The 19,425-nt window shown below is 59.5% G+C and carries 18 protein-coding genes and 1 pseudogene; 6 read left to right on the top strand and 13 right to left on the bottom strand.

Annotated features, from left to right (window positions below; genetic code table 11):
- Positions 1 to 130: 130 nt before the first annotated feature.
- The gene (gene mgrA, locus HNR03_RS28185) at positions 131 to 1,168 is read left to right on the top strand and encodes an L-glyceraldehyde 3-phosphate reductase (RefSeq protein WP_259157372.1); all 1,038 of its coding nucleotides are present in this window, start codon (positions 131 to 133) and stop codon (positions 1,166 to 1,168) included.
- Between the two features lie 125 nt (positions 1,169 to 1,293).
- Here the strand turns inward: mgrA and tauD are convergent, their stop codons facing one another.
- From tauD to HNR03_RS28150, 7 genes are all read right to left on the bottom strand, one after another.
- Positions 1,294 to 2,136, bottom strand: coding sequence for a taurine dioxygenase (tauD, locus tag HNR03_RS28180; RefSeq protein ID WP_259157371.1), 843 nt, complete (start codon positions 2,134 to 2,136; stop codon positions 1,294 to 1,296).
- A 145-nt stretch (positions 2,137 to 2,281) separates the two neighbouring features.
- A complete protein-coding gene (gene tauC / locus HNR03_RS28175) occupies positions 2,282 to 3,115 on the bottom strand; it encodes a taurine ABC transporter permease TauC (protein WP_259157370.1) in 834 nt (277 codons plus the stop codon).
- Positions 3,112 to 3,906 carry a taurine ABC transporter ATP-binding subunit gene (tauB, locus tag HNR03_RS28170; protein WP_259157369.1) on the bottom strand — a complete coding sequence of 265 codons (795 nt, stop codon included), beginning with the start codon at positions 3,904 to 3,906 and terminating at the stop codon, positions 3,112 to 3,114. The genes tauC and tauB overlap by 4 nt, the downstream gene beginning before the upstream one ends.
- A gap of 16 nt (positions 3,907 to 3,922) precedes the next feature.
- Complete coding sequence (gene tauA / locus HNR03_RS28165; protein WP_208670555.1) at positions 3,923 to 4,900, bottom strand: taurine ABC transporter substrate-binding protein; 978 nt, start codon at positions 4,898 to 4,900, stop codon at positions 3,923 to 3,925.
- Positions 4,901 to 5,121: 221 nt separating this feature from the next.
- Positions 5,122 to 6,705, bottom strand: coding sequence for a glutamate--cysteine ligase (gshA, locus tag HNR03_RS28160; protein WP_259157366.1), 1,584 nt, complete (start codon positions 6,703 to 6,705; stop codon positions 5,122 to 5,124).
- Positions 6,706 to 6,997: 292 nt separating this feature from the next.
- Positions 6,998 to 7,381, bottom strand: coding sequence for a PaaI family thioesterase (locus tag HNR03_RS28155; protein ID WP_259157364.1), 384 nt, complete (start codon positions 7,379 to 7,381; stop codon positions 6,998 to 7,000).
- Complete coding sequence (locus HNR03_RS28150) at positions 7,381 to 9,705, bottom strand: Tex family protein (RefSeq protein ID WP_259157361.1); 2,325 nt, start codon at positions 9,703 to 9,705, stop codon at positions 7,381 to 7,383. The genes HNR03_RS28155 and HNR03_RS28150 overlap by 1 nt, the downstream gene beginning before the upstream one ends.
- 360 nt (positions 9,706 to 10,065) lie before the next feature.
- Here HNR03_RS28150 and ompR point away from each other — a divergent pair, with 360 nt between their 5' ends.
- Entirely contained in the window at positions 10,066 to 10,806 is a 741-nt protein-coding gene (gene ompR / locus HNR03_RS28145) for a two-component system response regulator OmpR (protein ID WP_259157359.1), read from the top strand.
- Positions 10,807 to 10,921: 115 nt separating this feature from the next.
- The gene (locus HNR03_RS28140) at positions 10,922 to 12,235 is read left to right on the top strand and encodes an ATP-binding protein (protein ID WP_090176964.1); all 1,314 of its coding nucleotides are present in this window, start codon (positions 10,922 to 10,924) and stop codon (positions 12,233 to 12,235) included.
- 144 nt (positions 12,236 to 12,379) lie between these two features.
- Here HNR03_RS28140 and rimK read toward each other — a convergent pair whose 3' ends face one another.
- The 3 genes from rimK to HNR03_RS28125 all read right to left on the bottom strand — a co-directional run bounded on the left by rimK (position 12,380) and on the right by HNR03_RS28125 (position 14,558).
- Positions 12,380 to 13,285, bottom strand: coding sequence for a 30S ribosomal protein S6--L-glutamate ligase (gene rimK, locus HNR03_RS28135; RefSeq protein WP_007949201.1), 906 nt, complete (start codon positions 13,283 to 13,285; stop codon positions 12,380 to 12,382).
- Entirely contained in the window at positions 13,282 to 13,695 is a 414-nt protein-coding gene (locus HNR03_RS28130; RefSeq protein WP_231997108.1) for an ATP-dependent zinc protease, read from the bottom strand. The genes rimK and HNR03_RS28130 overlap by 4 nt, the downstream gene beginning before the upstream one ends.
- An 83-nt stretch (positions 13,696 to 13,778) precedes the next feature.
- Positions 13,779 to 14,558, bottom strand: a complete 780-nt coding sequence (locus HNR03_RS28125; RefSeq protein ID WP_259157330.1) for an EAL domain-containing protein — start codon at positions 14,556 to 14,558, stop codon at positions 13,779 to 13,781.
- Between the two features lie 116 nt (positions 14,559 to 14,674).
- Here HNR03_RS28125 and HNR03_RS28120 point away from each other — a divergent pair, with 116 nt between their 5' ends.
- A complete protein-coding gene (locus tag HNR03_RS28120) occupies positions 14,675 to 15,082 on the top strand; it encodes an RNA-binding S4 domain-containing protein (RefSeq protein ID WP_090176956.1) in 408 nt (135 codons plus the stop codon).
- 48 nt (positions 15,083 to 15,130) lie between these two features.
- Here the strand turns inward: HNR03_RS28120 and HNR03_RS28115 are convergent, their stop codons facing one another.
- The gene (locus HNR03_RS28115; protein ID WP_259157328.1) at positions 15,131 to 15,931 is read right to left on the bottom strand and encodes a phosphatase PAP2 family protein; all 801 of its coding nucleotides are present in this window, start codon (positions 15,929 to 15,931) and stop codon (positions 15,131 to 15,133) included.
- 102 nt (positions 15,932 to 16,033) lie between these two features.
- Here HNR03_RS28115 and hslO point away from each other — a divergent pair, with 102 nt between their 5' ends.
- Positions 16,034 to 16,936: an Hsp33 family molecular chaperone HslO gene (hslO, locus tag HNR03_RS28110; protein WP_222589328.1), complete on the top strand. Its 903-nt coding sequence runs from the start codon at positions 16,034 to 16,036 to the stop codon at positions 16,934 to 16,936.
- Positions 16,937 to 17,118: 182 nt separating this feature from the next.
- Positions 17,119 to 18,660: a phosphoenolpyruvate carboxykinase gene (locus tag HNR03_RS28105; protein ID WP_222589329.1), complete on the top strand. Its 1,542-nt coding sequence runs from the start codon at positions 17,119 to 17,121 to the stop codon at positions 18,658 to 18,660.
- 130 nt (positions 18,661 to 18,790) lie between these two features.
- Here the strand turns inward: HNR03_RS28105 and HNR03_RS28100 are convergent, their stop codons facing one another.
- Both HNR03_RS28100 and HNR03_RS28095 read right to left on the bottom strand, forming a co-directional pair.
- Positions 18,791 to 19,156: a DUF1493 family protein gene (locus HNR03_RS28100; RefSeq protein ID WP_222589330.1), complete on the bottom strand. Its 366-nt coding sequence runs from the start codon at positions 19,154 to 19,156 to the stop codon at positions 18,791 to 18,793.
- Positions 19,157 to 19,244: 88 nt separating this feature from the next.
- Positions 19,245 to 19,400, bottom strand: a pseudogene (locus HNR03_RS28095) (YhfG family protein); the annotation flags it as partial.
- Positions 19,401 to 19,425 lie beyond the last annotated feature (25 nt).

Raw genomic sequence — 19,425 nt, 5'->3', positions numbered from 1 at the left:
CCAGATTTAAAATCTGTGAAACGTTTCAGCATTTTCTCGAGTCCGAGGTTTATCGGCGTTTGTCTGGGCGTATGCTGGGCAACTTGCGAAGCAGTCGATACCAATATCAAGACGGACAAGAGAGGATTCGATGACTTATACCGCTGCCGAAAACCGCTATGACTCCATCCCGTACCGCCGCGTAGGCCGCAGCGGTCTGGTGCTGCCGGCGCTGTCGCTGGGCTTGTGGCACAACTTCGGTGACAGCACGCCGATCGACACTCAGCGCTCGCTGTTGCGCACGGCGTTCGATCTGGGCATCAACCATTTCGACCTGGCCAACAACTACGGTCCTCCGTACGGCAGCGCCGAGATCAATTTTGGTCGTTTGCTGCGTGAGGATTTCAAGCAGTATCGCGACGAGTTGATCATCTCCAGCAAGGCCGGTTGGGACATGTGGCCCGGTCCTTACGGGCAGGGCGGCGGTTCACGTAAATACGTGCTGGCCAGCCTGGATCAGAGCCTGCAGCGCTTGGGCGTGGATTATGTGGATATTTTCTATTCGCACCGTTTCGACCCGGACACCCCGCTGGAAGAAACCGCCAGCGCACTGGCGACTGCGGTGCAGCAGGGCAAGGCGCTGTATATCGGTATCTCCTCGTATTCGGGCGTGAAAACCCGTGAGATGGCGGCGCTGTTGAAAGAGTGGAAAGTGCCGTTGCTGATTCACCAACCAGCGTACAACCTGCTCAATCGCTGGGTTGAAAAGGATCTGCTGGAGGTCACCGACGAACTGGGCGCTGGCGTGATTGCTTTCACGCCATTGGCGCAGGGGCTGTTGACCGACAAGTACCTCAACGGTATTCCGAAGGATGCGCGGGTCAATCGTCCGGGCGGTGGTTCGCTGCAGGAATCTCATCTGTCCGAAGCCAACATCGCCCATGTTCGCGGGCTCAATGAAATCGCCAAGCGTCGCGGCCAGAGCCTGGCGCAACTGGCGTTGGCGTGGACCCTGCGCGATCCGCGCGTGACCTCGGCGCTGATCGGTGCGAGCCGGCCGGAGCAGATTATCGAAAACGTCGGGGCGTTGAAGAATTTGAGCTTTAGCGCAGAGGAACTGGCGGAGATTGACCGGTTTGCCCAAGAGGGCGGGATCAATCTTTGGGAGAAGCCTTCGACGGCTGAGTAACACCCTAACTGATCGTTCCCACGCTCCGCGTGGGAATGCCTCCCGTGACGCTCCGCGTCACAGTGGACGCGGAGCGTCCATCGCTGCATTCCCACGCAGAGCGTGGGAACGATCTGGTGATCGGCTCACCGGAAAAACGGCGCATCCCCCAACACCGTTGCCCGCTGCATCACCCGCCGTGCCGGCCGGTAATCATCCACGGCGTAATGCTGTGTCACGCGGTTATCCCAGAACGCGATGTCGTCTTTCTGCCAGCGCCAGCGAACGGTGAATTCTGGTCGTGTGGTGTGGGCAAACAAAAACTTCAGAATCGCCTCGCTTTCGGTCTCTGACAGCTCGTTGATCTTCGCTGTGAAGCCTTCGTTGACGAACAATGACCGGCGTCCGCTCACCGGGTGCGTGCGAATCACCGGGTGCGACAGTGGCGGATTCTTGCGGCGTGCTTCTTCCCATTGCGCCAAGGCCTCAGGCGTATTGCCATAACGCTCCAGCGGGAATGAGCGGGTGAAATCGTGTGTCGCGGTCAGGCCTTCAAGCAAGCGCTTCATCGGCGCCGACAACGCTTCATACGCCGCAATCCCGCTGGCCCACAATGTGTCGCCACCAAACTCCGGCAGCAGCTTGGCGCTGAGCACTGCGCCCATGGCCGGGGTGGGCAGGAAGGTCACGTCGGTGTGCCAGATCGCGTTGTCGCGCACATCGGTGACGGCGGTGTCGAGGATCAGCACTTCGGGCTGTTCCGGCACGTTGGGGTAGATCGGGTGAATGTGCAAGTCGCCGAAATAGGCAGCGAATCGCGCCTGTTGCTGCGGCGTGATCGGCTGGTCACGGAAGAACAGCACTTGATGCTTGAGCAGGGCCTGCTCGATGGCGTCGCGCTGCTCCAGGTTCAGTGGCTGGCTGACGTCGACGCCACTGATTTGCGCGCCGAGAGCCGTGCTGAGGGGGACGATTGTCAGGTTGCTCATGGTCTTTCTCTTCGAATTCGGAGTGTCGAGCTTTTGTAGGAGTGAGCCTGCTCGCGATAGCGCAGTGTCAGGCGACACGGCTGTGGCTGATGCACCGCCATCGCGAGCAGGCTCACTCCTACAGGGTTGTTCACATGATGATTTTTCAATGAGCCTGGCCGTGCCACGGCACCAGTTTGCGCTGCAGCGCGCGCAGGCCCATTTCCATGGCGAAGGCGATCAGTGCGATGACCAGAATCCCCAGCACTACCACATCGGTGACCAGGAACTGCGCGGCCGACTGCACCATGAAACCCAAACCGCTGGTGGCGGCGATCAGCTCGGCGGCGACCAAGGTCGACCAACCCACACCCAGGCCAATCCGCACGCCGGTCAAAATGTCCGGCAAGGCGCTCGGCAAGATCACATGACGAATCAGCTGCGCTCGAGTCGCACCCAGCGACTGCGCCGCACGTAATTTCGCCGGGTCGACTGTGCGTACGCCGGTCGCGGTAGCGATGGCAATCGGCGCGAAGATCGCCAGATAGATCAGCAAGACTTTTGACAGCTCGCCAATACCGCACCAGATCACGATCAGCGGCAGGTAAGCCAATGGCGGAATCGGTCGGTAGAACTCGATCAGCGGATCGAGAATGCCGCGAGCAATGCGGTTGTGGCCAATAGCAATGCCGACAGGAACGGCGGTCAGCACGGCAAAGCCCAGGCCCAGGCCGATGCGGCTGAGGCTCGCGCCCAGGTGCTGCCACAGGGTTGAATCCATGTAACCGGTGGTCACCAGCAGCCAGCCTTTTTGCAGCACGGCGGACGGTGGCGGTAGAAACAGCGGTTCGATCATGCCGGTAGCGGTCACCGCCCACCACAGGGTTACGAGCGCGACCAGCGTCAATACGCTGATCCAGCGCGTGCTCAAGCTGCGACGAACCGGAATCACCGTCGAACCCGGTTTCACCGTCACCGCAGGAATTTCATAGCTGCTCATGCGCGCTCCTGCCGCTGGGCGGCGCTGCGTTGGGAGAACACTTTGGCGAGTACGTGTTCGCGGGTTTCGATAAAGCGCGGGTCGGATTTGATCGCCCGTGCCGACTCGCCGGCTGCGTAACGCTGACCGAAATCCAGGCTCAGGCGTTCGACGATTTGACCAGGATTCGGCGCCAGCAGAATCAGGTCCGTGGCGAGGAACACCGCTTCTTCAATGTCGTGAGTAATCAGGAACACCGGTTTGGCGGTGCGCTGCCAGACTTGCAGCAGCAGCTCTTGCATTTGTTCGCGGGTGAAGGCGTCGAGGGCGCCGAAGGGCTCGTCCATGAGCAAGACCCGAGGGTCGGCGGCGAGCGCGCGAGCGAGGCCGACACGTTGCTTCTGGCCGCCCGAGAGTTGCCAGATGCGGCGATTTTCGAAACCGGAAAGGTCCACCAGCGCGAGCATTTCCCGAGCACGGATTTCGCGTTTGTCCCTGGACACGCCGGCCAGTTCCAGACCGAAGCCGACATTGGCCAACACGTCCTGCCACGGCAGCAGGGCGTCGTCCTGAAACACCACGCCGCGCTCGGCGCTCGGGCCTTTGACCGGCACCCCGTCAAGGGTGATGCGCCCGGCGCTGGGCTCGACGAAACCGGCGATCAGGTTCAACAGCGAAGTCTTGCCACTGCCGGACGGGCCGAGGGCGACCAGCAATTGCTGGGGCCCTAGGCTCAGGGAAATATCCGCCAGTACCGGTTCCGGACTGCCGGGGTACTGTGCGCTGATGCGCTCCAGCTGTAGCAAAGCCATCGCGGTTAACTCCCGATCAGTTGGTGATGTACTTGGCGCTGACGTACGGGGCGTAGTCCGGCAGCACGGCCTCGACTTTGCCTTGTTCTTTCAGGAACGCGGCGGTGTCGGTGATGGCCTTGGTGGTCGGTGCGCCGAGGGTGATCACCTGGTCAGCCGCCAACGGGTAGACGTTGCCTTGCAGCAGCAATGGAATGTCGCTGGCCTTGGCGCCGGAGAGTTTCACCAGTTTGTCCACGTTGGATTGATTGGCGAGCCAGGCTTTCGGGTCTTTGCGGTAATCGGCGTACGCATCCAGGGTCACTTTAGCGAAGGCGGTGACGATTTCCGGGTGCTTCTCGGCGAAATCCTTACGCACGATCCAGGCATCGAAGGTCGGAGCGCCAAACTTGGCCAGTTCGCCGGAGGTGATCAGCACTTTGCCGTTTTCCTTGGCCACGCCGAGCGCCGGGTCCCAGACGTAAGTGGCGTCGATGTCACCGCGTTTCCACGCGGCAATGATGGCGGGCGGGGCAAGGTTGAGTACGGTGACTTTCGACGGGTCGATGTTCCAGTGCTTCAGCGCAGCCAGCAGGCTGTAGTGACCGGTGGATACGAATGGCACGGCGATTTTCTTGCCGATCAGGTCTTGAGGCGTTTTGATCCCGGACCCGTCGCGGGCAACCAGGGCTTCAGCAGCGCCGATCTGCGTGGCGATGAGGAACGTTTCTACCGGAACTTTGCGCGTGATCGCAGCCGTCAGCGGGCTGGAACCGAGGTAACCGATCTGCACGTCACCGGAGGCAATGGCCGCGATGATGTCGGCACCGTTATCGAATTTTCGCCAATCAATCTTGGCGTTGGTGGCTTTCTCGTACGCGCCGTCGGCCTGGGCAACTTTCGCCGGGTCGACGGTGGTCTGATAGGCGACGGTGACGTCAGCCGCCTGGGCAAAGAAACTCGCCGCAGCCAGCGATGCGGCCGCCAGGAGGCGAAGAGGGAAAGTCAGTTTCATGGAAAAGCTCCTTGTCAGGCGACCGAGAGTCGGCGTGAAAGGAGACTAAATGATCTAAGAATACGAAAATAAATAACTTTTTCGAATGAGCTTATGAGCGGAAAATTCTAAAGGATCCAAAAATCGCAGCCTCGTTTCACTCGACAGCTCCTACAACCGAAACACGGTTCCTGTAGGAGCTGTCGAGTGAAACGAGGCTGCGATCTTGTAGCAGGCGCCGATTAGTTGCTGATCGACAGAATGCTCGCCTGATACGACCCGACAAACACATCGAAGTCGCCGACTTCGTTCTGTTCCAGCTCAGCTTGCTCAACCAGCGAGGAACGTGCCCGCTCTTCGAATTTTGCCTGGTCTTCGCTTGAAAGCGGCTCACTGCGGAAGTACTCCGCGTGCGCCCGGCTCTGGCGCAGGGAGAACTGAGCAAAGCTTTCCTTATGCTCGGCCATTGCCGCCAGTACCTGGGCTGAAGGTGTGCGGGACGAATCCTTGACCTTCTCCATCTGCACGTCCAGCGCGTTGCTGTGCGCATCGCCGCCATGGCTCTGATCGAGCAGCGCGGCGAGCGGAGCGATCTTCTCCAGCAGTTCGGTGGCCCATTCCTTCATGTCCACCGGTTGACCGTCGCGCTGCAGTTGCAGACCCGGACGACGACCTTCCTTGACCACGCTGAGGAAGTTCGACGTGGCGTTGCTGCATGAGGTGTTGGTCAGCAGCGGGCTGTCGTTCAGCGCGCAATACAGCAGGAAAGCGTCGAGGAAACGCGACTCCGGCAGATCGATGCCCATCGGCAGGAACGGGTTGATGTCCAGGCAGCGCACTTCAACGTACTGAATGCCACGGGCCACCAACGCCTGAATCGGCCGTTCGCCGGTGTAGGTCACGCGTTTTGGGCGGATGTTGGAGTAGTACTCATTTTCGATCTGCAGGATGTTGGTGTTGAGCTGAACCCACTCACCATCCTTATGCGTGCCGACTTCAACATACGGCGGATACGGCGTGGCCACCGCTTTGCGCAGGCTGTCGGTGTAGCTGACCAGGTCGTTGTAGCACGGCGTCAGACCGGCCTGGGCGTTGCTCTGGTAACCCAGGTCGCTCATGCGCAGGCTGGTGGCGTAAGGCAGGTACAAGGTGTCCGGGTCCAGTTGTTCCAACTGGTGCGAGCGACCGCGCAGGAAACCGGCGTCCAGGGCAGGTGAGGCACCGAACAGGTACATCAGCAGCCAGCTGTAGCGCCGGAAGTTGCGGATCAGCGCGATATAGGCCGAGGACTGATAGTCGCGGTCGGTACCGACAAAGCCTTCGGCCTCTTTAAGCAACGGCCAGAGCTTTTCCGGCAGGGAAAAGTTGTAGTGAATCCCGGCGATGCACTGCATGGTCTTGCCATAGCGCAGGGCCAGGCCCTTGCGGTAGACGTACTTGAGCTGACCGATGTTGGACGTGCCGTAATAGGCGATCGGGATGTCTTCCTCGGCCGGCAGCGGGCACGGCATCGATGGACTCCACAGAAACTCGTTGCCGAGCTTGCTGTAGGCGAAGCGGTGAATCTTGTCGAGGCTCGTCAGCGTATCTGCCGGGTCGGGCAGGGCGGGCGTGATGAACTCCAGCAGCGACTCGGAATAGTCGGTGGTGATTTGTTCGTTGGTCAGCGCGGAACCCAATTCTTCCGGGTGCGGCGTTTGCGCCAGGCGACCTTCGCCGGTCACGCGCAGGCATTCACGTTCGATACCGTGAAGACACTGTTCGAGCAGAGAGAGGTTAGCGCGCTCGCCGAGCAGAGCCAGGCGGCGGTTGAGAAGTTCGCTCAAGTTGGATTCCTTCACGCGTCAGTCGCCCCAATATGGGGGTGGGCAAGACGGTCTACAAGGGTGAAGTTGAAACTGGCGTTTTCGCCTGGTTTTCGAGCTGCACAAACTACTGGCAGCCGGCCAAGGATCGAGCGCCGCAATTTCCTGTAGGAGCGGGCTTGCTCGCGATTGCGGTGTGTCAGTCAACATTTAAGTCGTCTGGCACACCGCAATCGCGAGCAAGCCCGCTCCCACAGGAAATTTCGGCGCTGCGGTCACAGCGCCGAAATTACCTCAAAACGATGGTATTCATCTACAGGACAGCGAACGTGCCTTGTGCTTTTGCGACGAGTTTGTCGCCCTGCATCACGTCGGCTTCGACCACCAGCGTGCGCCGGCCCGGGTGAATTACCCGTGCCGTGCACATCACTTCACCGTCTGAAACAGCGCGAATGTAGTTGATCTTGCATTCGATGGTCGCGCTCTGCTGGTCAAAGCCGTGGGTGCTGGAACAGGCCAGCCCCATGGCAATGTCCACCAGACTGAACAGCGCCCCGCCGTGCAGCTTGCCGCCGCGATTGCGCAGTTGCGGTTCCAGCCTCAGGGCGACTTGCGCCACCCCGGTTTCCAGGCTGTGCAAGCGACACCCCAGCAATTTGAAAAACGCGCTTTCGGTCAGCCCGGCAGGAATGTCCATCAACGTTTCTTCAATTGCTTGGCGTTGGCGAACAGCGAAGCCATGGCGTTGTTGGCCGGAGCCGCTGCCGTGGTTTCTTTACGTGGCGCGTTGTTCTGGGATTGGCGTGGCGCCGAACCCGGACGTGCACCGCGAGCACCGTCGATTTTCTCGCCCGGCGTGTCGCTCATGCGCATCGACAGGCCCACGCGTTTGCGCGGGATATCGACTTCCATGACCTTCACTTTCACCACATCACCGGCCTTCACTGCTTCGCGCGGATCTTTGATGAATTTCTCCGAAAGCGCGGAGATGTGCACCAAACCGTCCTGATGCACGCCGATATCGACGAACGCACCGAAGTTGGTCACGTTAGTGACGACACCTTCGAGGATCATGCCCAGTTCGAGGTCCTTGAGGTCTTCGACGCCTTCCTGGAACTCGGCAGTCTTGAACTCGGGGCGTGGGTCGCGGCCCGGTTTTTCCAGCTCTTGCAGGATGTCGGTGACCGTCGGCAGACCGAACGTCTCGTCGGTGTACTTCTTCGGATCGAGGCGCTTGAGGAACGCGGCGTCGCCGATCAGTGAGCGAATGTCGCGGTCCGTTTCAGCGGCGATGCGTTGCACCAGCGGATAGGCTTCCGGGTGAACCGCGGAGGAGTCGAGCGGGTTGTCGCCGTTCATCACGCGCAGGAAACCGGCAGCCTGCTCGAAGGTTTTCTCGCCCAGACGCGCGACTTTCTTCAGCGCTGCACGGGTTTTGAACGCGCCGTGCTCATCGCGGTGGCTGACGATGTTCTGCGCCAGGGTCGCGTTGAGGCCGGAGATGCGGGCCAGCAGCGCCACCGAAGCGGTGTTCACGTCCACGCCCACGGCGTTTACGCAGTCCTCGACCACAGCGTCCAGGCCGCGCGCCAGTTTCAGCTGCGACACGTCGTGCTGATACTGGCCGACACCGATGGATTTCGGATCGATCTTCACCAGTTCGGCCAGTGGATCCTGCAGGCGACGGGCAATCGACACCGCGCCACGGATCGACACGTCGAGGTCCGGGAATTCCTTGGAAGCCAGTTCCGACGCCGAGTAAACCGATGCGCCGGCCTCGGAGACCATGACCTTGGTCATTTTCATCGCTGGGTATTTTTTGATCAGCTCTGCGGCCAGCTTGTCGGTTTCGCGGCTGGCGGTGCCGTTGCCGATGGCGATCAGGTCCACCGAGTGCTTGGCGCACAGGGCAGCCAGAATCGCGATGGTCTGGTCCCACTTGTTGTGCGGCACGTGCGGGTAAACCGTGGCGTGATCCAGCAGCTTGCCGGTGGCATCGACCACGGCGACTTTGCAGCCGGTGCGCAGGCCCGGGTCGAGGCCCAGGGTGGCGCGCGGGCCGGCCGGAGCCGACAGCAGCAAGTCGTGCAGGTTGTGGGCGAACACGTTGATCGCTTCGGTTTCGGCGCCGTCGCGCAGCTCGCCCAGCAGATCGGTTTCGAGGTGGGTATAGAGCTTGACCTTCCAGGTCCAGCGCACCACTTCGCCCAGCCATTTGTCGGCGGCGCGGTTCTGGTTCTGGATGCCGAATTGCTGGCCGATCATGCCTTCGCATGGGTGCATGGTGCCCGGCAGCTCGTCACCGACTTTCAGCGCGGAGCTGAGAATGCCTTCGTTGCGGCCACGGAAAATCGCCAGGGCGCGGTGCGATGGCATGCTTTTCAGCGGTTCGTCATGTTCGAAGTAGTCGCGGAACTTGGCGCCTTCCTCTTCCTTGCCGGCGATCACGCGGGCACTGAGGGTGGCTTCCTGCTTGAGGTAGCTGCGCAACTTGTCCAGCAGGCCGGCGTCTTCGGCGAAGCGCTCCATGAGGATGTATTTTGCGCCTTCGAGGGCCGCCTTCACGTCAGCCACGCCTTTTTCGGCGTTGATGAAGCGCGCAGCTTCAACGTCCGGGGTCAGTGTCGGGTCGTTGAACAGGCCGTCGGCCAGCTCGCCGAGGCCGGCTTCCAGGGCAATCTGGCCCTTGGTGCGGCGCTTCTGCTTGTACGGCAGGTACAAGTCTTCGAGGCGGGTCTTGGTGTCGGCGAGTTTGATGTCGCGCTCAAGTGCAGGGGTCAGCTTGCCTTGCTCTTCGATGCTGGCGAGGATGCTGATGCGCCGTTCGTCGAGTTCTCGCAGGTAGCGCAGACGCTCTTCCAGATGACGCAACTGGATGTCATCGAGGCTGCCGGTCACTTCTTTCCGGTAACGGGCGATGAAGGGAACGGTAGAGCCTTCATCGAGTAGCGCGACGGCCGCTTCGACCTGTTGTGGGCGTACACCGAGTTCCTCGGCGATGCGGCTGTTGATGCTGTCCATAAAACCACCTGACAAATTGTGAAAGCAGGCTCGCAGGCGCAGAAATAAAGGCTCGGCGAGTCTGGTTGAGCGGCCTGGCGTGCGCCGCTACCTGGATCAACAGGCATCCCGTTGACCCGTGAAATCGAACAATTACTGCCGCCGGCATGAAAATAAAAAACGGCCGTCTGCAGTAATGATCAGACGTTGCCTGACACAAAAGGCCGCGCATTATAACCAGCGTTCTATCATTCAGGGACATCGCAGGCTGTCGCGCCAAGGCCGGATTTCTAACGGTGAAGGAAAAATCTGCTAACAATGCACTCGGTGCGTATAACGGCAGCTACGCCATAATGCGCGCCGAGCTAAAAGGAGCATCTAATGAGCAGCACTGCAAACATTGCTGAAGGCGAAAAAATTCTTATTGTTGACGACGATCCAGGGCTGAGCAGCCTGCTGGAACGTTTTTTCGTCAGCAAGGGCTACCGCGCCCGTGCCGTACCGAACACCGAGCAAATGGATCGCCTGCTGGCGCGCGAAGTGTTCAACCTGGTCGTGCTCGACCTGATGCTGCCCGGCGAAGACGGCCTGACCGCCTGCCGCCGCCTGCGCACGGCGAACAATCAGATCCCGATCATCATGCTGACCGCCAAGGGCGATGAGCTGAGCCGCATCAAGGGACTGGAGCTGGGTGCCGACGATTACCTGGCCAAGCCCTTCAACCCGGATGAGCTGATGGCCCGCGTCAAAGCGGTCCTGCGACGTCAGTCGACGCCTGTGCCGGGTGCGCCGGGCAGCGAAGACGAAAGCGTGACGTTTGGTGATTACGAGTTGTCCCTGGCCACCCGTGAATTGAAGCGCGGTGACGAAGTGCACATGCTCACCACGGGCGAGTTTGCGGTGCTCAAGGCCCTGGTCATGAACGCGCGTCAGCCACTGACCCGCGACAAGCTGATGAACCTGGCCCGTGGTCGTGAATGGGATGCGCTGGAGCGTTCGATCGACGTGCAGGTATCCCGACTGCGCCGCATGATCGAGCCCGATCCTTCCAAGCCGCGTTACATCCAGACGGTCTGGGGCGTGGGTTACGTGTTCGTTCCGGATGGCGCCGCCACCAAGTGATCGGCGATTTGTAGGAGCGGGTCTCGCGGTCAACGGGTCAGATGACGTTGTCCGCAGACTCGCGATCCGCAATATGCGAGCATCGCTCGCTCCTGCAAGTGTGTAGCGGTTATCCATGAAAACCCCCGTTTGGTTCCCCCAGAGTTTTTTCTCCCGCACCCTGTGGCTGGTGCTGATCGTTGTCCTGTTCTCCAAGGCGCTGACCCTGGTTTATCTGTTGATGAACGAAGACGTGCTGGTGGACCGCCAATACAGCCACGGCGTCGCCCTGACGCTGCGCGCCTATTGGGCCGCCGATGAAGAAAACCGCGCGAAGATTGCCGATGCCGCGACCCTGATCCGGGTGGTGGGCGCTGGCGTGCCGGAAGGTGAGCAGCATTGGCCCTACAGCGAGATTTATCAGCGGCAGATGCAGGCGGAGCTGGGGGCCGACACTGAAGTTCGCTTACGCATGCACTCGCCACCGGCCTTGTGGGTCCGGGCGCCAAGCCTGGGCGATGGCTGGCTGAAAGTGCCGCTCTATCCTCACCCGCTGCGCGGCCAGAAAATCTGGAACGTGCTTGGCTGGTTCCTCGCAATCGGTCTGCTCTCCACTGCCTCGGCGTGGATTTTCGTCAGCCAGCTCAACCAACCGCTCAAAAGACTGGTCTACGCCGCACGGCAGCTTGGCCAGGGCCGAAGCGTACGCCTGCCGATCAGCGACACGCCGAGCGAGATGACCGAGGTTTACCGCGCCTTCAACCAGATGGCCGAGGACGTCGAACAGGCCGGACGCGAGCGGGAGTTGATGCTGGCGGGGGTGTCGCACGACTTGCGTACGCCGTTGACCCGTTTGCGGCTGTCCCTGGAGTTGATGGGTGACCACAACGACCTGACCGACGCGATGGTGCGCGACATCGAAGACATGGACGCGATTCTCGACCAGTTCCTGGCGTTTATCCGCGATGGCCGCGACGAGTCGGTTGAGGAAGTGGACCTGAGCGATCTGGTTCGCGAAGTCGCTGCGCCGTATAACCAGAATGAAGAGAAGGTGCGTCTGCGCCTGGAACCGATCCAGCCGTTCCCGTTGCGTCGGGTGTCAATGAAGCGGTTGTTGAACAACCTGATTGGCAATGCCCTTCACCACGCGGGCAGCGGGGTGGAGGTGGCAGCGTATGTCTCCGGGGATACCAGCGCGCCATACGTAGTGCTGAGCGTCATGGACCGTGGCGCGGGCATTGATCCGTCAGAGCTGGAGGCGATCTTTAACCCGTTCACTCGGGGCGATCGTGCCCGGGGTGGCAAGGGCACCGGGTTGGGCCTGGCGATCGTCAAGCGCATTGCTTCGATGCATGGCGGGAATGTCGAGTTGCGCAATCGCTCGGGTGGCGGGCTGGAAGCGCGGGTGCGGTTGCCGCTTGGGTTGATGCTGCCGCGGGATGCTGTCTGACCTGATCGTTCCCACGTCGAGGCGTCGAACCGTCTACGTGGGAATGCCTCAACGGACGCTCCGCGTTCGGCTTTGAATGGGACGCGGAGCGTCCCGGGCTGCATTCCCACGCAGAGCGTGGGAACGATCAGCAAGGCTGGGCGTCTAGCCCTTACCTTTGGTCCGCGTCATATTCGGCCCGCCATTCTTCTCAAGATGCTCAATGATGATCCCCGCCACGTTCTTCCCGGTGGTGGTCTCAATCCCTTCCAGACCCGGCGAGGAGTTCACTTCCATCACCAGCGGCCCGTGGTTGGAGCGCAGGATATCGACCCCCGCTACCGCCAACCCCATCACTTTCGCCGCGCGCAAAGCGGTCATGCGTTCTTCCGGGGTGATCTTGATCAGGCTGGCGCTGCCACCCCGATGCAGGTTGGAGCGAAACTCCCCAGGCTTGGCCTGGCGCTTCATTGCCGCAATCACCTTGTCGCCGACCACGAAGCAGCGAATGTCTGCGCCACCGGCTTCCTTGATGTATTCCTGAACCATGATGTTCTGCTTCAGGCCCATGAACGCTTCAATCACCGACTCTGCCGCCGTTGCCGTTTCACACAGCACCACGCCAATGCCCTGGGTGCCTTCCAGCACCTTGATCACCAGTGGTGCACCGTTGACCATGTCGATCAAGTCGGGAATGTCATCCGGGGAGTGCGCAAAACCGGTGACCGGCAAACCGATACCGCGGCGCGAGAGCAGTTGTAGCGAACGCAGTTTGTCGCGTGACCGGGCGATGGCCACCGATTCGTTAAGGGGGAAAACCCCCATCATTTCGAACTGACGCAACACCGCGCAGCCATAAAACGTCACCGACGCACCGATCCGCGGGATCACCGCATCGAAGCCCTCCAGCGGCTTGCCACGGTAGTGGATCTGCGGCTTGTGGCTGGCAATGTTCATGTAGGCGCGCAGGGTGTCGATCACCACCATTTCATGGCCACGCTCGGTACCGGCTTCGACCAGACGACGAGTGGAATACAGACGCGGGTTCCGCGACAGCACAGCGATCTTCATGCAACACCTGTGGAGGAGGTAGATACCGGGAACACCGGCTTGTCTTGTACGTACTTGATACCCGGATTGACCACCAGTTGGCCGTCGATCAGGGCTTTGGAACCGAGTAGCAGGCGATAACGCATGGATTTGCGGCAGGCGAGGGTGAACTCGACCCGCCAGACCCGATCACCCAAGGCCAGCGTGGTGCTGACCACGTAGCGCATCTGCGCGTGACCGTTGGAGCTTTTAATGGTTTTCATCGTCACCAGTGGCGCTTCACAGCGCCGGTGACGCAGTTGCACCACCGTCCCCAGGTGCGCAGTAAATCGCACCCAGCGTTCACCATCGCGCTCGAACGGTTCAATGTCCGTGGCGTGCAGGCTGGAGGTGCTGGCACCGGTGTCGATTTTTGCCCGCAGGCCCGCCACTCCCAAATCAGGGAGCGCCACCCACTCGCGCAGACCGACAACGGTCAAATGGTCAAATGTCTTCAATAGGAAAAAACCGGCGGTTAACGCGTCCAGGCCTCAGGGTTGACCTGGGCCAACGCTTTGAATGCAGGCTTGGCGAACCAGTAACCCTGCATCAGAAATATTCCACAGTCCGCCAGGAAATCCCGTTCTCCGGCGCTTTCGATGCCTTCGGCAATGACTGTAACGTTCAACTCCGCACAGATTGTGACAATCCCTCGAACGATAGCCTGACGAACGCGATCGCGATCGACATCGCGGATCAGCGCCATGTCGAGTTTGATCAGGTCCGGTTGGAAATCAGCAAGCAGATTGAGCCCCGAGTAGCCCGCGCCGAAATCGTCGATGGCGGTCTTGAAGCCGAATTCGCGGTATTCACGCAGAATATTGGTCAAATGGCGATAGTTATCTACAGGCTGGCTTTCGAGTGTTTCGAAAATCAGACGATTGATAGGGAAGTCGTACTTTTTCGCCGCCTCCAGGGTGCTGCGAATACACAGCTCGGGACGGTACACAGCGTTGGGCATGAAGTTGATCGACAAGTGTGTCTGCATATTTAAAGCTGCCGCACCTTCAATGGCTCGCGTACGGCATAGCTGGTCGAAACGATAGCGATTGTCGTCAGTGACATGCGCCAGAATCGACATCGCCCCTTCACCGTTCACTCCGCGCACCAATGCTTCGTTAGCGAAAATCGATTGGTCGCGCAGATCGACGATCGGTTGGTAGGCAAACGCAAAATCAAAGCCCAAAGGCTCGCTTTGCCGGCAGCCCTGGCAACCAGCCTGAGGCGAAGTCAATGAGGAAGGGAATATAGTCATTCGATCACTCCATGCCGGGAGCCGGCCAAGATCACATTCTATCTGGGGTTGCCGGGTTCTTGCGCCCGACAGAAACGGTAGTACAGTTCCGACTATTCACCGAGCGAGGAATTCCAGTGGGACAAAAACAGGAAGAGGACGACAAGGTCCGTCTCGATAAGTGGCTGTGGGCCGCGCGTTTTTATAAAACACGTGCTTTGGCCAAGGCTGCGATTGAAAGCGGCAAGGTGCATTGCCGGGGCGAGCGCTGCAAACCGGGCAAGGAGCCGCGGATCGGCGACGAGTTTCAGATTCGTGCCGGGTTTGAGGAACGTACAGTAGTGGTTCAGGCGTTGTCGATAGTGCGCCGTGGCGCGCCGGAGGCTCAGACCTTGTACGCGGAAACCGAAGCCAGCATTGCCAAGCGCGAAGCCGCCGCGGCCATGCGCAAGGCTGGCGCGCTGGGCGTGAGCACGGATGGCAAGCCAAGCAAGAAACAGCGAAGGGATTTGTTCAAGTTTCGTGGTAGCAGCAACGACGAGTGATCAGGTGTTTTGTGTCGTCCGGGCTGACGCTTTCGCAAGCAGGCCCGCTCAGACGCCACGCACCACACTCATCCGCTTTACCACCGGCAACTTCTCCAACAACCCAAATGCCGGCGCAGTCACTTTCAGGAAAAACGCCGAGGCGTGATACGCAAACGGTGTGTAGTAACCCCAGCCCAACGCCCACACCGCCAGCAGCACGCCGCCGATGTAATCGTCCTGGCCCCAATTTGCGCCGGCGACCAGTCGCGGCATCATGAACAGCAGCGTCAAGGACCAAATCAGCAAGGTCTGCCATGAGTTTCGGCTGAACACGGTCATGAACAGCGCCCAGATCAACAACACTGAAGCGTGATCGCCGGGAAAGCTTTGCGTCGACCGGTCCTTCAATTCCCAGCGATTCTCAAGGTCCGGGAAGTAGTCGCTCATGCGCACGGCGCCTTTGATCACCATCGATGGGCTGTTGTGCTGCCAGTCCATGCACCCGACAAGCGTTGAAAACAGCAGGCGGATACACACCAGCACCAGCAGAATCGAGAGAAAGCCCAAAAATGCCTGACGCACCTCATCCCTTTCGAATACCCAGTCGCCTTTGATCGTGAGTGCCAGCAGAATCACGCCGACCACCGTATCGAATGGGCGCAGACTTGCAATCGCCCAACTGTGTAGCCATATCGGGTGACTGGCCAGCGGTGCATTCAATCGATGGAAAAGCCACTCGTCGAAAATCACACACAGCATCTGGCCGGTAGGCCATAACCAGAAGGCCAGCAGCGCCAAGGGCAAAAAATTGCACAGAGCCAACCGGCGGAGGTTCCACCTTGCTTGGAACAAACCCGGATTGTTCATAAAATGCCTCCCATGGCTGAACATTGCGCACAAAACGGCGCCGCACAGGCGCGATTTTCATGTTTTGTAACCCTATTGTCATTACTTCAGATACCCAGACCTATGACCGATCTACCGGATACCGACTACACCCAACGCTTCATCTTCGATGACAGCGACACTCGCGGCGAGCTGGTCGGGCTGGAGCGCAGCTATGCCGAAGTGCTCGCCAAACACGCCTATCCGGAACCGGTGGCGCAACTGCTCGGCGAATTGATGGCGGCCGCCTCATTGCTGGTCGGCACGTTGAAGTTCGATGGCTTGCTGATTCTCCAGGCTCGTTCCGATGGCCCCATTCCGCTGCTGATGATCGAGTGCTCCAGCGAACGCGACATCCGTGGCTTGGCCCGTTACGAGGCCGACCAGATTGCCCCCGGCGCGACCCTCGCCGACCTGATGCCTAATGGTGTCTTGGCGCTCACCATTGATCCGAACCAGGGTCAGCGTTATCAAGGCATTGTTGATCTGGATGGCGAAACCCTGTCGGAGTGCTTCACTAATTACTTCGTGATGTCCCAGCAGGTCGGTACGCGTTTCTGGTTGTACGCCGATGGCCGTCGCGCCCGTGGTTTGTTGCTGCAGCAACTGCCCGCCGACCGCTTGAAAGACGAAGAAGAACGCGCCGCCAGTTGGCAGCACATCACCGCGCTGGCCAGCACCCTGACCGCCGATGAATTGCTGAGCCTGGACAACGAAACCGTGCTCCATCGCCTCTACCACGAAGAACAGGTGCGCCTGTTCGACGTGCAGAAACTGCGCTTTCATTGCAGTTGCTCACGCGAACGTTCGGGCAATGCCCTGGTCAGCTTGGGTATGGAAGACGCCCAGGCGCTGGTCATCGAACATGGTGGGCACATCGAGATCGATTGCCAGTTCTGCAACCATCGCTACCTGTTTGATGCTGCGGATATCACCCAATTGTTCGCGGGAGCGGGGGTCGATACGCCGTCAGATACCCGTCACTAAAACGGTTCAGCGTAGGTAAATTCACTGCTTAGCGCCGGAATAACGCCGTTCTGACCGGAGGGCTCTACTATTTTTGGGCTTTTCTGGCATAATCCGGCCCACTTTTTGTCGCGGTAGTAGTGCACGACTTTCTACTACAAAACGTTTGGAGCACACTCGGCCACTGGCCGACGGGGAATCTCATGACGCAAGCCAATAACGCCGTGTACACCGATCTGAGTGTTGATGATCTGGTAAAAGAAGCTCTGAGTCGCGGTGAGGGCGAGCTTGCCGATACCGGCGCGCTGGTTGTTCGCACCGGTCACCGCACCGGCCGCTCGCCAGTCGATCGTTTCATCGTTGACGAGCCATCCACTTCGGCTTCCATTGCTTGGGGCCCGATCAACCGCAAGTTCCCGGCCGACAAGTTCGATGCCCTGTGGGACCGCGTAGAAGCGTTCAACAACGCGCAAGAGCATTTCGTTTCCCACGTTCATGTAGGTGCATCTGCTGATCACTACCTGGCCGTGAAAATGACCACGCAGACTGCCTGGCAGAACCTGTTCGGTCGTTGCCTGTTCATCAACCCGGCCCAGTACAACCCGGCTGGTCGTGAAGAGTGGCAAGTTCTCAACGTCGCCAACTTCGAATGCGTTCCTGAGCGTGACGGCACCAACTCCGATGGTTGCGTGATCCTCAACTTCGCACAGAAGAAAGTGCTGATCGCCGGCATGCGCTACGCCGGTGAAATGAAGAAAGCCATGTTCTCGGTACAGAACTACCTGCTGCCGGCCGCCGACGTGCTGCCAATGCACTGCGCTGCAAACATCGGTGAAGCGGGCGACGTGACCCTGTTCTTCGGTCTGTCGGGCACCGGTAAAACCACCCTGTCCGCCGACGAAAGCCGTTACCTGATCGGTGACGACGAGCACGGCTGGGGCGAGGGCGTGGTGTTCAACATCGAAGGCGGTTGCTATGCCAAGTGCATCGACCTCTCCGAGAAGAACGAGCCGGTTATCTGGAAAGCCATCAAGCACGGTGCTGTCCTGGAAAACGTCGTTATCGATGAAGCCAAGCACGCCGACTACTCCGATGTCAGCCTGACCCAGAACAGCCGTGCGGCCTACCCGCTTGAGCACGTTGCCAAGCGCTCCGAGAAAAACCTCGGTGGCGAGCCAAACGCTGTAATCTTCCTGACCTGCGACCTGACCGGCGTTCTGCCGCCAGTCTCGATCCTCAGCGAAGAACAAGCGGCCTACCACTTCCTGTCCGGCTACACCGCACTGGTGGGCTCGACCGAAATGGGTTCCGGCAGCGGCATCAAGTCGACCTTCTCCACCTGCTTCGGCGCACCGTTCTTCCCGCGTCCAGCTGGCGAATACGCAGAACTGCTGATCAAGCGCATCCGCGGCTTCGGCTCCAAGGTCTACCTGGTCAACACCGGCTGGACCGGCGGCGGCTACGGCGTGGGTAAACGCTTCAACATCCCGACCACTCGTGGCGTGATCGCAGCGATCCAGAGCGGCGCGTTGATCGGTGCTGAAACCGAACACCTCGACACCATCAACCTCGACGTGCCGTTGAGCGTACCGGGCGTTGAGACTGGCCTGTTGAACCCACGTAATACCTGGGCTGACAAGGCTGCTTACGATGAAGCTGCCAAGGCATTGGCCGGGTTGTTTGTTGAGAACTTCAAGAAGTTTGAAGTGAGCGACGCGATCAAGGCTGCTGGGCCTAAGTTGTAAGGCTTGGTTTGATGTAATGAGAAAGCCGCCCTTTGGGGCGGCTTTTTTGTGGGTGTTCGCTTTAAACCATCGAGTGCGCAACTGCCAATATTCCAGCTGAATTTCCGCTAAACGACCAGAATAATGGCACTTATGCGTTGAGCTCCATGCCTTCCAAACCCTGTGTATCCCACCGTTGCACCTTCACCGCTTGATAAAGCATGCCGATGGTCAGCGGAACTTTGTCGCCGCGACCCTTTGCCCTTCGTTTGAGATGCACATCAAATCCTTCCGGCTGAAAATAGCGATAGGCGTCGTAGTCCACGAAGTCGATCCCGAACTGTTCTTCCAGCGCTTCCATCAAATGCCGCGCATCAGCGCCGTTGCAGCCGAGGTCGAAGTTGATCGAGGTGGTGAGGCTGATGGTTTTGCGTTCGGGCAGGCCGAGTTCTTCGTGCAGCAGCTGCATGAGCAGGTGCATGGTGTGGTCGTCGGGGAAATTGGGGGCGAGGTTCATTGCGGGGTGTCCGGTTGGGCTTGGGTGGATTTTATTGGCCGCCAGGCTTAGGGGGAAGAGCGGGAACAGATTGTTGCGGAATGGCTTGTTGGTATTTGGCGAGCGCTTCTTTTCGTGTAGGAAGTGGTCTGTCGAGGTCCGCCTGTGAGGTGTCGAATCCTGAAAGATGTAGGCTGGCCAAGTAATTTGAACGACGGACCTTTTCGTAATGAGTTTGTTTTTGTTTGAACGTTAATTCGCTCATCGTAGTTGTCTCGTGTTTGATCGTT

This window comes from Pseudomonas sp. JAI111, assembly GCF_024809425.1.
In the GTDB taxonomy this organism is placed as follows: Bacteria; Pseudomonadota; Gammaproteobacteria; order Pseudomonadales; family Pseudomonadaceae; genus Aquipseudomonas.
The sequence above is the reverse complement of the archived record's forward strand: the minus strand, read 5'-3'. Positions and strand labels throughout refer to the sequence as shown.

What these genes read in the sequence shown, in the direction of transcription:
- mgrA (WP_259157372.1), top strand. Translation starts at nt 131, where the DNA reads ATGACTTATACCGCTGCCGAAAACCGCTATGACTCCATCCCGTACCGC.
- tauD (WP_259157371.1), bottom strand. Translation starts at nt 2,136, where the DNA reads ATGAGCAACCTGACAATCGTCCCCCTCAGCACGGCTCTCGGCGCGCAA.
- tauC (WP_259157370.1), bottom strand. Translation starts at nt 3,115, where the DNA reads ATGAGCAGCTATGAAATTCCTGCGGTGACGGTGAAACCGGGTTCGACG.
- tauB (WP_259157369.1), bottom strand. Translation starts at nt 3,906, where the DNA reads ATGGCTTTGCTACAGCTGGAGCGCATCAGCGCACAGTACCCCGGCAGT.
- tauA (WP_208670555.1), bottom strand. Translation starts at nt 4,900, where the DNA reads ATGAAACTGACTTTCCCTCTTCGCCTCCTGGCGGCCGCATCGCTGGCT.
- HNR03_RS28155 (WP_259157364.1), bottom strand. Translation starts at nt 7,381, where the DNA reads ATGGACATTCCTGCCGGGCTGACCGAAAGCGCGTTTTTCAAATTGCTG.
- HNR03_RS28150 (WP_259157361.1), bottom strand. Translation starts at nt 9,705, where the DNA reads ATGGACAGCATCAACAGCCGCATCGCCGAGGAACTCGGTGTACGCCCA.
- ompR (WP_259157359.1), top strand. Translation starts at nt 10,066, where the DNA reads ATGAGCAGCACTGCAAACATTGCTGAAGGCGAAAAAATTCTTATTGTT.
- HNR03_RS28140 (WP_090176964.1), top strand. Translation starts at nt 10,922, where the DNA reads ATGAAAACCCCCGTTTGGTTCCCCCAGAGTTTTTTCTCCCGCACCCTG.
- rimK (WP_007949201.1), bottom strand. Translation starts at nt 13,285, where the DNA reads ATGAAGATCGCTGTGCTGTCGCGGAACCCGCGTCTGTATTCCACTCGT.
- HNR03_RS28125 (WP_259157330.1), bottom strand. Translation starts at nt 14,558, where the DNA reads ATGACTATATTCCCTTCCTCATTGACTTCGCCTCAGGCTGGTTGCCAG.
- HNR03_RS28115 (WP_259157328.1), bottom strand. Translation starts at nt 15,931, where the DNA reads ATGAACAATCCGGGTTTGTTCCAAGCAAGGTGGAACCTCCGCCGGTTG.
- hslO (WP_222589328.1), top strand. Translation starts at nt 16,034, where the DNA reads ATGACCGATCTACCGGATACCGACTACACCCAACGCTTCATCTTCGAT.
- HNR03_RS28105 (WP_222589329.1), top strand. Translation starts at nt 17,119, where the DNA reads ATGACGCAAGCCAATAACGCCGTGTACACCGATCTGAGTGTTGATGAT.
- HNR03_RS28100 (WP_222589330.1), bottom strand. Translation starts at nt 19,156, where the DNA reads ATGAACCTCGCCCCCAATTTCCCCGACGACCACACCATGCACCTGCTC.